General features: G+C 60.1%; 6 protein-coding genes. 1 reads left to right on the forward strand and 5 read right to left on the reverse strand.

Features of this window, described 5'->3' with window-relative positions:
* Nucleotides 1-184: 184 nt before the first annotated feature.
* From GBM95_RS04195 to GBM95_RS04205, 4 genes are read right to left on the reverse strand one after another with little or no spacing between them, the layout of a single operon-like run.
* Nucleotides 185-2,326: an AAA family ATPase gene (locus GBM95_RS04195; protein ID WP_193222568.1), complete on the reverse strand. Its 2,142-nt coding sequence runs from the start codon at nt 2,324-2,326 to the stop codon at nt 185-187.
* The gene (locus GBM95_RS12280) at nt 2,326-2,469 is read right to left on the reverse strand and encodes a hypothetical protein (RefSeq protein WP_193222569.1); all 144 of its coding nucleotides are present in this window, start codon (nt 2,467-2,469) and stop codon (nt 2,326-2,328) included. The genes GBM95_RS04195 and GBM95_RS12280 overlap by 1 nt, the downstream gene beginning before the upstream one ends.
* Nucleotides 2,466-5,762 (reverse strand): UvrD-helicase domain-containing protein, encoded by a 3,297-nt coding sequence (locus GBM95_RS04200; RefSeq protein WP_152157938.1) that lies wholly within the window; start codon nt 5,760-5,762, stop codon nt 2,466-2,468. The genes GBM95_RS12280 and GBM95_RS04200 overlap by 4 nt, the downstream gene beginning before the upstream one ends.
* An 18-nt stretch (nt 5,763-5,780) precedes the next feature.
* Nucleotides 5,781-9,374 carry an exodeoxyribonuclease V subunit gamma gene (locus GBM95_RS04205; RefSeq protein ID WP_152157939.1) on the reverse strand — a complete coding sequence of 1,198 codons (3,594 nt, stop codon included), beginning with the start codon at nt 9,372-9,374 and terminating at the stop codon, nt 5,781-5,783.
* Nucleotides 9,375-9,873: 499 nt separating this feature from the next.
* On the opposite strand from GBM95_RS04205, the gene GBM95_RS04210 reads away from it, so the two are divergent.
* A complete protein-coding gene (locus GBM95_RS04210) occupies nt 9,874-11,040 on the forward strand; it encodes a porin (RefSeq protein ID WP_152157940.1) in 1,167 nt (388 codons plus the stop codon).
* Nucleotides 11,041-11,143: 103 nt separating this feature from the next.
* Here the strand turns inward: GBM95_RS04210 and GBM95_RS04215 are convergent, their stop codons facing one another.
* On the reverse strand, nt 11,144-12,130 hold the full coding sequence (locus GBM95_RS04215; protein WP_152157941.1) for a LysR family transcriptional regulator: 987 nt from the start codon (nt 12,128-12,130) through the stop codon (nt 11,144-11,146).
* Between the last annotated feature and the right edge of the window lie 89 nt (nt 12,131-12,219).

The raw sequence follows: 12,219 nt of genomic DNA on the forward strand, positions 1-12,219 counted from the left end.
GCCTGTTTTACGAATGAGAGTACCCTCTATGCACAGGCGGCCTGACCCCAAGCGCCACACAGCACCATCCGTCAACTATTAAATACCTTTGTTAATAATTCGCTCTGCGCCTCAAAGCGAAGGAGTCATCCGGAAGATCCGAATGACTCCTTTCTTCTTTTTGCGGGAAGCAATCTGAAAGGCCTCAATCTTCCAGAAGCCCGAGCGCAAGCCTGCGCCCGAGATTTCCGTCGCGCACGGTCGGCCGCCGCACGGCCTCAGCGAGCACCTTGCGGCTCGAGAAGACATCGACCTTCCGCTTCGTGCGGGTGACGCCCGTATAGAGGAGTTCCCGGGTGGCGAGCCCCGAGTCCGGACGCTCGGGGAGGAATACCGCCACGCGCTCGAATTCCGAACCCTGGGACTGGTGAATCGTCATGGCCCAGGCCGTGTCGTGAGAGGGAAGGAGCTGCGCGGGAAGCGTCCGCTCCTGGTCGCCGAAATAGACAGTGTAGAGAATCCGCCCGCCCGTGCGGTCGGTGCGCTCAATCACGGTCTGATCAAGGTTATTCTCCCCGGGCTCGGACGGGTCTGTGGCTTCCGTTCTCCCGCTCTCTTCGGCATGCACTTCTGCTCGCTGCGGGAGCACGATGCCGACGTCGCCGTTGTAGACCCCGAGGCCGTCATCGTTTCTGCGAACGATCACAACGCGCCCGGGATAGTTTTCCCCGGCGCCTGCGCCGTCCGCCTGAGGCCAGAGTCTTCTCATCACCTCGTCGGCATAGTTGTTGATCGCCGTCACGCTCATTGCGCCCCGGCGCTGAGCAGCAAGCGCCCGGAATTCGGAGAGCCGCGCCCAGAGGGTCTTCATGAGGCCGAGAAGCTCCGCTTCCGGGGCGCCACGCATCCAGGCATCGCGATAGTTGAGAAGCGCCCCGGCGTAGCCTCCGAGCTCCCGGTCAAGCCACTCGCGCGCGGCCCGCGTCAACCCCGTGCGGTTGAAGACTTCGCGCTCGCCCTTGTCGGCTGCCGCCGGCATCTCCTCATGGAGAAGCGCCTGGTAGCCGCTTTTCTCATCCTCAATGCCTGAAAAAGCAGCGAGCACCCGCTCAAAGACTTTCGCTTCAGGGAGATGCGCCGCTTCGCCCTGATGGTTGATGGCTTCGGCAAGCCTTGCGATCACCGTGCCTTTTTCAAAGCGCCGGCTCTTTTCGAGCTCGACCACATGGCCGCCGAGGACGCCCTTCGGATCGGAAAGTTCCGCAAAGACGGCGCCCGGTCCCACGGCGGCGAGCTGATGCTTGTCGCCCAGAATGATCACGCGGGTCCTGTCGCCCACAGCGTCGAAAAGCCGGGCGGCAAGGTGGATGTCCACCATGGAGGCTTCGTCGACCACGATCACGTCGACCGGGAGCGGGTTTCCGGGTCCCGGGAACCCGCCCGCGGGCGTGGGCGACAGGAGCCACTTGTGAATGGTGCGGCCCTTCACCTGGCGCTCGCCCTCGGGGCACGCCTCATCCTTCGCGAGGACCTCGGAGAGCTTCGGCAGGAACCCGCGGCCGACGCTCATCCGCATCGACTGATCCATGCGGCTTGTGGCCTTCCCTGTCGGCGCCGCGAGCGCAATTCTGAGGTCAGGCTTCTCCTCGAGGAGGCACTCCAGAATCTGCGCAACGGTCGTGGTCTTCCCCGTTCCGGGGCCGCCCGAAATGATGGCAAGAGACTCGGTAACCGCCACTTCAATCGCCTTCTTCTGAAGGCTGTCGGCGCCCGAAGCCGCTGCGATCCGGTCGACGGCTGCCGAAACGCCGGACGATGCCGGAGCGCCTTCCCCTTCAGACGACTTCTTGCCTGCGAGCCGCAGAAGCGCCTGCGCGAGCATCAATTCCTCGAGCGCAAAGCGCGCGAAATATAGACGCGTCTCAGCCGCGCTTCCGGTCTTGTCGTCAAGCAGAAGAGGTGCAAAGGCGCCTTCGCCCTTGCGTCGAAGATCGAGCTTTGCTTCCTCAATGAAGCGCTCGAGCCCCATGACGAGCCCGAGGTTCTTGAGGCATTTCACGCATTCAAGGAAGCCTTCGAGCCGCTTTTCATCGCCCTTATCGCCTGCTTCATCCGCGCCTTCAGAGGGCGGCTTCCAGAAAAGCGCTGCACTATCCGCCCGAACGCAGACGTTCCCGCGCTCCTCGGCTCGCGAAAAGGCATTCATGAGCGCCCGCACGGCGGGTTGAGCCTCCGCGGGAAGACTTTCACCCTGCGCCTCCAGATTTCTTTCAACCGCACGGAGAAGCGCATCTCCAAGGCCCGGAAGGCCTCCCAGAGGGAGCGAATTTTCAAAAACTCCGGCCATCAGCATTCTCCGGCAAAAAGTTGGTCAAGCCGCCTGATGACGGCGGGGCTCACGGGATCGAAAACAATGCCCTGCGGGTGATCCGGAGTCGTTGCATCCGCGCGCACGCCGCGCAGAAACACATAAATGGCACCCCCGATCATGTCTCTCGGAAGTGCTCCCCGAGACGGGTCTTTAAAAATCTTCTCAATGCCACAAGATAGATGAGGTACTGCAGTCGATAGAGATGACGGCGCATTTCCTCATCCATTGCTTTGTCCTCATACCCTTCGGCCTCGGACGAAATCTTGTTGCTCTTCCAATCGAGGACGTAAAAGCGTCCGTCATGCATGAAGGCGAGGTCGATGAAGCCCGTGAGAAACCCTTCAAGCGACTCGGGACGGAGGTCCCCGAAGTCGTACTTTTCGGGGTCGAGCTTTCGAAGCTCGTCCGCGAGACGCTCTGCCGTGAGACCCTTCGGTATCGGAATCAGAAATTCAAGCTCCGCGCTTCTTGCGCGCTTCGGAACATTCTTCAGAAACAATCCCGGGGCAATTTCAGCATTGAGAATGTCGTAAATCATCTGCGCCGCACCCTCTGCGGCGAGTTCCCGGGCCGCGTCGTCCGCAAAGGAAAGGTGCTTTTCGACTTCCCGCCCGCAAAGCTCCAGCCTTTCAGTGCGGGCCGCCTCCGAATCGAGCGCCATCCCGGCAAAATCCGCAAGTTCGAGCATTTCATGGAGACACGTGCCCGCCTGCGCGCCCTTGGGGAAGGAAAGAATGTCTCCGGCTGCCGGCACCTTTTCGGCTTCGCCGTACCAGACGGAAAAGCCCGAGGCATCATCCTCGGCCATGCGGGAAATGCCGGTGAAGCTCGACGTCCTCCAGCCTCCGCGGACGTCGCGCGCCTTCTCCACATCAAAGTCGGACGGCTTCGCTTCCGACTGCACCTGAAAGGCGTCGCTTTTTCCGGCTTCCGCTAGAAGAGAAAAATCCCGCACGGCGACGGTGCCGGTATTCCGCAGACTTTCAAGGTGCTTCCTGGCCTGAGCGCCCGTCAATGTCTTCTTATCCGTCCCGCCGCAAAGCGCCGCAAAGTACGCATTCTTATACGTGTTGCCGCTCCAGGAGTCGGGCGACTTCTTGCTCATCGCCGACTGAGGAAGCATGACGACCAGATGTTTTGCCGCCCGCGTCATGGCCACGTATGCGAGACGCACGTCCTCTTCGATCGATTCGCTGACTTCTCGTTCATCGGCATCGCTCTTCACGTGGCTCAGAAGCAGATTCAGGCGCCCCTCCTCGTCGGGGACGAGGTGCACGGAGGATTTGCTGCCGCCCGGCAGCTTCTTCTGGGCGAATGGCAGATAGACAATCGGATACTGGAGGCCCTTGCTCGAATGAATGGTCTGAAGCGTGACGAGGTTGGCGTCGCTCTCAAGCCGTACCTTCTGGTCTTCCACGGAATCCCCCGTCGACCTCTGATGATCGAGCCACTCGGCGAGGCCGCCAGGCGTCGGCACCGTGCGGTGCGCGGCATGAAGGAGCTCAAGGAGATGCGCATAGTTGACGAGCCGGCGCTCGCCGTCTGCGCACGGAAGAAGCCGCTCCGTCGTCCGGCAGAGAGCCATCAGACGGCGAACGGCGGGAGCCGGGCCGCCAGAGGGCCAGCGGCGAAGCCCTTCCTCAAGGACTCTTCTCAGTTCCACTCGGCGCGCTTCATCCTTCTCGTCGTCCCGGAGGGTTTGCAGCGTGTCGCCCACGAGCCGCGTCGCTCTCGCCGCATTCATTGCATGCATGTCGCCCGGCGCCGCGAAAGCGCGCAGAAGGAGGATCATCTCGGAAGCCTCCTCGGTCTGCGCAACGCTTTCCTTCAATTGATAACGCACGCGCACGCCGCGTTTGGAAAGCGCTTCCTTCACTAGAAGCGCATCGCTGTTGGCGCGCACAAGGACGGCAATGTCGCGAGCCTCAATACCGCGCACTGACGCGGGGCCGCCCCAGGGCGAAAGATCGAGCCCCCCGATCGGCGTTTCCCCGGCCTCGGCCGCGATAACGGCATCGCCTCTCAGGCCCGCAGCGATCAGTTTGGCGATGGAAAGCCCGAGGGCCGCCATGGAAGAACTTCTGACGTCATCGGCATTCGCGCAGAGGGATCCCCCGTCTTCGCTCCAGATTTCAAGGGGCAGAGGTTCCTTCCAGTTGTTCCCATCGCGCACCCAGAGACCCGTTTTCGAAGGCGAATAAGCCACTTTCTGATAAACGAGGCCTTCCCTCAGGAAGGGAAGCCCCGTCGGCGCCGTCGTCCAGAAGGCATTGAAGGCCTCTACGAGCTTCGGCGACGAGCGGAAGTTCGTCATGAGCGCTTCCGTGCGGCCGATCTCCGCAATGCGCTTTCTCGCGCGGAGATAGGTATTGAGGTCCGCCGAACGGAAGCGGTAGATCGCCTGCTTCGGGTCGCCCACGAAGAAGATGGCGCGGCCTTCTCGCTCCGCCTGAATGACGGGCGAGGCGTTTGCGTCATAGACCGAGAGGAAAAGCTTCTCGACGATGGCGTACTGAATCGGATCCGTATCCTGGAATTCGTCGATGAGAACGCCGCGGTAGGTGCTTCTCACGCGTTTGGCGAGCCTTTCGGCCTGCCTGCGGACCTCGTCCGGTGCGTCCGTTCCCGGAAGCAGCCGGTCGTAGAGTTCGCGAAGAAGGTCGTTGAAGGTCTTCACCCGGGCATTCTTCTTCATGTCGCGGAGGCACCCGGGAACATCCGTCATGAAGACGCTCACCGCCTGCTGAATTCCGGGCGAGAGATTGTCGAAATCCGTCCACCTGCGGGGAACGAGGGACTCGGGGTAGTCCACGAGCTTCTCGAGCTTTTTGTCCCAGTCCTCGCCTTCGACAAGCTCCTGGCGATCCTCCACCTCGGGCATGGCATCGAGAGACCGCCGCAGAAAATCCCGCACGGCATCCGAACGGAACTTTTCGTCCGAAGCCGCCAGATCAAAGTTGATGGTGCCGCCCGACGAAAAGGTGTTGTCTTCAATCACCTTCTGGCAGAAGCTGTGGATCGTGAAGATGCCGGCATTGTCAAAGAGCGCGAGCGACTCGCGGATGCGGTCCTCCGCATCCCTATCGTCAATCCCCATGCCGCGCCAGAGACCGATCTGCTTCACCGTGAGCGCGTCGGCATCCGCGGGCGCAATCGTCCCCGTGAGGACGCCGAGCGCCTCCGTGAGGTGCGATTCAATGCGGGCCTTGAGTTCCGCCGTTGCCGCTCGCGTGAAGGTCATCACGAGGAGATGGTTGATCGGAATCCCGGCTTCAACGATGAAGCGAAGCACGAGGTGCTTGATCGAAAAGGTTTTTCCGGTACCCGCCGATGCCTCGAGGAGCGTCGGCACGAGCAAAGGCGCCGATGCAACGTCAAATCCCGGGTTCTTCTCTTTCTTTTCCGTTGTCATTTTTGTTTTCCCCCGATCTCAATGCGCATCGATGAGCGCTTCAAACTCATGCACGAGTTCGTCGCTGTCGACCCTGGCGTAAAGCTTCTCGAGCAGATCCGCGGCTTTTTTGAGTCGTTCTTCCGCTTTGGCCAGTTCCTTCCCGCGGAAAGCAATGAGATTGGCGTGGCTTTCGTCGCCCGCACCTTTCCCGGCTCCCTCGAAGGGCGCTCTCGCCACCGTCGTATTCCCGGAAAGGGACGTCTCCCAGAGGCGTCCGAGCACCGCGAGAATCCGCGCCGCTGCATTCGCCGGAATCGGCGAGAGCGCGGTGATTGCCGGAACATTTCCCTCCTTCTCTTTTTTTTCGCGGGACACCAGGCAGCCGTTGACATCAAGCCCGGCCGCGCGCATGACGAGGAATTCCCAGGCGGCTCTCTGTCCGCGGCTCCCCGTTTTGGAAGAGGCCGAAACGGGCACGAAGAGAAGATCCCCCGTTTCCCCGCGCTTTCTCAGGTCCGATGTCTGCATGGAAATCTTCCAGGAAAGCCCCGGAAGATCAGCAGAAATCATCATGGGATCGACCCCGGTCGTATTCTTCATGGCGCGATCAAAGCAATCAAAGAGCGCAGCCGCAATCGCGAGGTCCTCTTCGAGCGCCCATTCGCGCACGCCCCGGGCGCCGAGCTCAGGGTTGAGATTCCAGCGTCTTCGGACATCGTCCTCGCTTTCGCCTGAAAAGAACGCCCGGAGCGCCTCGTCGATGCGCTTCCAGAAGCTTAAGCCCCCGGTCGACGGCACCACCGGCACCTCTTCATCCTCCTCCTCGTCATCGATCCGGATGCCGTTTGCCTTCAGAACGGAATCAGCCGGATCCCGCCAGAACTTCCAGAGCGTCGTGAAGGGAACCTGGTCGCCTGCTTCCGGGAGCGTCCTTGCCGCATCCTCGAAGGGGATTTCCTTCCTTGACCAGTCATCGCTTGCAGCCTCCCGAAGCGCCCTCAGAAGATCCGCGTCGGTCGAGCGCCAGTCGCCCTGATGGGTCCGGAAGGCATTAGGCGAAAAGCCCGTAAGGGCGAGCGTTCTCGTGAGCATCGCCCCCCATTGGCGGCGCTCCTCCCGGTTTTCCGCAAAGGAAAGAATCCATTCGCGAAGCTCCTGCGCGACGATGGAGGGTTCCTTTCTTTCCGCCTCGCTCACGCCGCCGGCATAGGAAATAATGAAGGTTTCGCGCGCGGCAAGAAGGAGGTCCAAGAAGATGTTCCGGTTGTCGTGCCGGCTGTCGCGGTCGCCTCTCCGGGGGAAGCGCGCCATCAGATCAAATTCCTCGGCGTGAGACGACCCCGGGAATCTCGAATCATCATTGAGCCCGACGATGACGATCACCTTGTAGGGAAGGCCCCGAAGCTGCTGCATGCCGGTAAAGGTAACGCCGCTTCCCGGGCGCCCGCCCGGCTGGGCGCCGGCAAGCCGGTCCCTCAGGGCCGACATGAAGAGCCGGAAGGGAACTTCCGGAGCCCCGTCATCGGGGTCCGCCGCAGCCTCGATTTCAGCGGCAAGGGATTCTGCACCCGCACGCAGCGACTGCCAGTTTTCCTGCGGCGTTTCGCGCGGGAAGAAATATTCGAGCGCCTCGGAAATCCACCGCATCCAGCGTCTTGGTCCCTTTTCGACGCTTTCGTCTGTTTCTGCTGAGTCGCCGGCGTCAGCGCCTTCCGCTTCGCGCCGGAGCTTTTCGAGCGCCGCATAGATGGTGGAAAGGGCATTGAGGAGCTCAGGTCTTTCAGCCGCCGTGCTCCAGCCCCTTGCTTCCACGCCCTCGCGGGGCAGCACGTCGAGGAAGGGCTTTCTCACGCCTCCGGGGAGCATGGCGCCAAGCGCGAGGCGCTCCAACGCCCGCGAAAGCGTCGACTCCCTAACGTGCCGGAAGGTTTCCTCATCAAGCGAAAGAAGATGGCCGTCGGAGAGCCCGAATTCATAGCCTGCGCTCGAAAGCCACGCCGAGAGCGTCTCCAGGTCGTCCACTTCAAAACCGAAGCGCCTCGAAATGAGGGGGAGCGAAAGCCACGCGAGGAAATCTCCCCGCTTCATGCGGCCCGTCAGCAGATTGGCAAGTCCTGAGAGCGCTTCGAGCGGTGCGTCCTCGCTCGCCATGAGCGCGCCCGTAATGCGGTATTCAATGCGCCGTCCGGCCGGAAGGCTCCCGAAGACCTGGTCGATCAAAGGCGCCGAAGCCGAGATATCCGGCGTTGCGACGAGCACATCCTCGGGCCGGAGGTTATTTCGCTTCCTGAACTGCGCCTGGAGCCAGTCGGCGAGCCCCTCGAGCTCGCGTACGGCCGTGGGCGCGCAGACAAAGCGCAGCGACTCATCCTCTTCCCTCACCGCTTTCTCTTCGAACTGTGAGAGATCGGGGTCGAGCTTCAGAATGGAATCCTGAATGCGCCTCAGAAGCGTGGGTTCATTGGCTTCCAGGTAAATGCTCTCGGCATCCACCTTCATGTCGACCGTAATGTTCTTCGGACTCAGCTGGTAGTCGCGCAGAATGTCCCGGGCGCTAAGCATCCTCCGTTCTCTCGGCTCCATGGCGGAATCATCCGCATGAGCGCTTCCTGAAGGCCCCGAAAGCAGGGTTTCGCGGATGTCCTCCTCAGTAAAGCGCCAGAGGCGGTCGATGTTGGCGCGCACGCTTCTGCCGTTGTCGGCGAGAATCGGATGCCCGATCTCACGGTGCCCGTCGCCCTTTTCCTTCCAGTTGAAGAGCCTCTTGGGCACAAGGTCGAACCAGTATTCGGAAGAGGGATTGAGGAGATAGAGCCAGACATCGCGCCCGGAATGCGCGAAAGCCTTCAGAACCGGCAGCATCAGCGGCGGCACGACGAAGGGCATGAAGACGTGGAGCGCATTGGGGAGCGGCACCGTCCGGCCGTGCCCGAGATCAAGCTCCCGCAGATCCCTGGGCGCCCCGGCGAGGGACTCAAGCGTCTCGGGGAGCGTCTCGAGAAAACGCCTCCCGCGCCAGCTGGGATTGTCGGCAAGCCGCTGCCAGAGCGCGCGCTGCCAGACAAAGTCGGGGTCCGCTTCCATCCTCCTTCGCTCGTCCTGCATTTCTTCTGTGAGGATGAGCTGTTCCTGGTGGAGTCCCAGCCACTCGAGCACCCAGTCGAGTCGGTAGCTTGCGTAGGAGACGAAGACGGAACAGACGCGCTGCGCGAGCGAAAAGACTTCCTCTTCCGTTCGTCCTCTCAGGCAGTCCTCAAGCCGCACCGTCCGCGCCTTCATTTCCTCCCGGAAGCTCCCCGGTCCCGTTTTTCTGAGAATCTCCCAGACCATCCAGTCCGCTTCGTTGCCGACCACATTGGCGAGCGGCTCCTTCGAAAAGAACCCGAGCCACTGCGAGAGAAACATGAACTGCATTGATGCGCAGATCTGCTCCTCGCGGGCGATGGCGCGCGTCAGATCCGTTTCCACAGCCTTCGAAGGAATGATGACGGGCACGCGGTCGAATACGCCTTCAAAAAGCGCATCCGCACCGAGTTCCGAAGCTTCGGGGCGAAAGCGAAGCCGTTCGATGTTGTTGAGGAGCACCGCGCGAAGGACTTCGTAGCTGTTGCTGTAAAGCGTATGAATCATGGGAGTTTGGGTGACAAGGAAGGGAAGCGTTCCGCCTTCGGCGATCCTCTTTTGCAGGTTCCCGCCGAAGCACGCCTTTCGAAGTTTAGAGAATCTCTGCGTCAACTTTCGTCGCGAGAAAAAACCTTCTCATTTCAAGGACATTCTTGTTCCGTGACGTCACTTCTGAGAAAGGAAAGGCGGCCGGAGGAGATAGATACTTTTCATTATTTCCAAAAAAATTTTGCGCTATCCACGTCATTTTTCAGGAAACAACTCTTCATAAAATCGAGTAATGACGAGACTTGCATCACACGGCATGAGGCATTTACCTGAGATGCTCAAAAGCTAGCTGTGTGAGACTTGCAAGAAATCAGTGTTTGCCGTGAATGTTTGTTACAGCATTCACCGGCTTCACTGAACGGCGTTCTGAGACCGATCTCCTCAGACAATGCCGGGGCATTCGAGGGCCCTATAAAAGAGCCCGGCCCGAAAACCTTTTTTTCCAGGAAACATAGAAATGAAAAAGACTCTTGCTGCACTCGCCGTCCTCGGCGCTTTTGCGGGTTCGGCCATGGCCGCTGACGTAACCGTTTACGGCATCGTCGACGTCGGCGTCAAGTATCTTCACACCGATCCGGGTGAGTCGGGCAAGGACGCTACCGACTCCTTCACCATGTCTTCCGGCAACCAGTCCGGCAGCCGCTTCGGCCTCAAGGGCGTTGAAGACCTCGGCAACGGCATGAGCGTCGGCTTCGTGCTCGAAAACGGCTTTGCGCTCGACGACGGCACGATCGCTCAGAGTGGCCGTCTCTTCGGCCGTGAAGCGAACCTCTTCGTTCGCGGCGCCTTCGGCGAACTCTCCTTCGGTCATCTCGGCGCCCTTGACAGCGCCAACGGCTCCTACGGTCTTCTCGGCTATCTCTCGCCCTTCGGCGCTTCGTGGCCCAACGCTGTTGAATTCAGCACGTACTATGTGGGCGGCGCCCGCATGGACAACACCGTCACCTACAAGTCCCCGAACTTTGCGGGCTTCAACGCTTACGCTCAGTATTCCTTCGGCATGAACACGAAGGACAAGTTCGGCACCGGCGAAAAAGACAACACGGTTGCTCCGGCTGAAGGCAAGTCGGGCGACACGCGCTACGCCGCTCTCGGCGGCACCTATGTGGCCGGTCCGTTCAATCTCGCCGCGTCCGCCGCGCTCTACAACTGGTCGAGCACGGAATATACCGACAACCCCGACAACGGCTACACGCTCACTGCCGGCGGCTACTACAACTGCGGCTTTGCGAAGACCTATCTGAGCGCTCAGTACTTCGACAACATGTACAAGAGCTCTTCCAACGCTACCGATAAGTTTGGATTTGCCTCTGTCGGCCTTAATAACGAATCCTTCAAGGGCTGGGCGGCTCAGGCCGGCTTTGACATGCCGCTCGCCGGCGGCACGGCCATGCTCGCCTTCGGCTATGCGGATACGGAAAGCGCCAACAGCGGCGACAATGAAAAGGGCAACGACAACGAGTTCACCCGCTGGGGCACCTCGGTCGGCTACACCTACAGCCTGAGCAAGCGCACGAACGTCTACGGCGTCGCGAGCTACTTCCAGGACAAGCAGACGCTTAACAAGGTTGAGACCAAGCCCGAAACCACCACGGTCTACGTCGGCATGCGTCACAGCTTCTAATTGAAGCCTTCAGTGCACTCTTAAGCACCTGAAAAGCTCAAAAGGGCGTTTCCATTACGGAAACGCCCTTTTTTAATGGATGAGGCTACTGCGCCAGAGAGCGCTAGGACTTGAATGTCTGCCTCGGGACCGGAGCATGATCCCGTGAAAGCCTGCAGATTTCAGACCTCAGCCATTGAAGCGCAAAGTCGCCCTGACTGCGGCTGTGCCAGAGAATCATCGGATTCCATTTTCGAATGTCTTCCGGCCGCCCCTCGGCATACGTTATCGGGAGCGATAGTGAAAAGGCGTGTGCGAGCTCTGCAGGCAGAAGCGCATAAGCGTCGGAATCCAGAAGATAGTGCGGCAGAACCAGGAAATACGGCGATTCAATATAGAGGGGGCTCGGAATCTCATGCTTCCAGACGATGTCAATGTTGGACGAAAGCGTTCTCCAGCGAGGGAGCGAAAGCGATGCGTACGGATATGGCGCGAGATCCTCTGGGAGCGCTTCGGGTGCGCCAGAGTTTGCGACGCGCTTGCTGAGGGTTTCGATAAGAGGATGATCCTTCCTCATAGCGAAAACATGTCTGGACTTAAACAGTTCCTGCGATTGAATATCGCCGGGAAGCGCTCGGTCTATATCAAAGCCGAAAGCAAGGTCCGTTGAGCCTTCCCAGAAGTTCTCGATTGTCCGGCCGACTGACGGACGAATGCGGACATGAAAACCCGGAGCCTTTTTGCGGATGGAGGCGAATACGGGTGCAAGAAGAATCGCTGCCGCATTGTCGACCATTTCAAAAGTGAAGAGCCTGTCGATCTCCTCCGGCCGGTAATGCTCCTCTATCGTGAGAGAAGCGAGCGCGTCAACCGCACCGGAAACACGGGGCGCAAGTTCCTTCATGCGCGTCGTCGGGACAAGAGAATTGCCAGACCGCACAAAAAGTTCATCCCCCAGCACTTCACGGATCTTCGAAAGCCGGTGTGAGACTTTTGGAATAGACCAGCCCAGAGTGAGCGAAGCGCTCGTGAGTGATGCCGTCCTGAGGAGCGTCTGCAGAAGCTTTAGATCCGAGAGCGTGAGGTCGTCGAGAGTGGCAGAGGGCTTCATGGGGGTCTCCTAACGCAAGAAAGGATCCGGTGCCGCGACAGACTCCGGATCCTTCGATATGCAACTTACATCGGTAACAGGGAATTCTG

This window comes from Sutterella seckii (assembly GCF_009183815.1).
In the GTDB taxonomy this organism is placed as follows: Bacteria; Pseudomonadota; Gammaproteobacteria; order Burkholderiales; family Burkholderiaceae_F; genus Sutterella; species Sutterella seckii.

Bases quoted from the DNA above. Each gene is read 5' to 3' on its own strand.
- GBM95_RS04205 (WP_152157939.1), bottom strand. From the start codon at position 9,374: ATGATTCATACGCTTTACAGCAACAGCTACGAAGTCCTTCGCGCGGTG.
- GBM95_RS04200 (WP_152157938.1), bottom strand. From the start codon at position 5,762: ATGACAACGGAAAAGAAAGAGAAGAACCCGGGATTTGACGTTGCATCG.
- GBM95_RS04210 (WP_152157940.1), top strand. From the start codon at position 9,874: ATGAAAAAGACTCTTGCTGCACTCGCCGTCCTCGGCGCTTTTGCGGGT.
- GBM95_RS04215 (WP_152157941.1), bottom strand. From the start codon at position 12,130: ATGAAGCCCTCTGCCACTCTCGACGACCTCACGCTCTCGGATCTAAAG.
- GBM95_RS04195 (WP_193222568.1), bottom strand. From the start codon at position 2,326: ATGGCCGGAGTTTTTGAAAATTCGCTCCCTCTGGGAGGCCTTCCGGGC.
- GBM95_RS12280 (WP_193222569.1), bottom strand. From the start codon at position 2,469: ATGATCGGGGGTGCCATTTATGTGTTTCTGCGCGGCGTGCGCGCGGAT.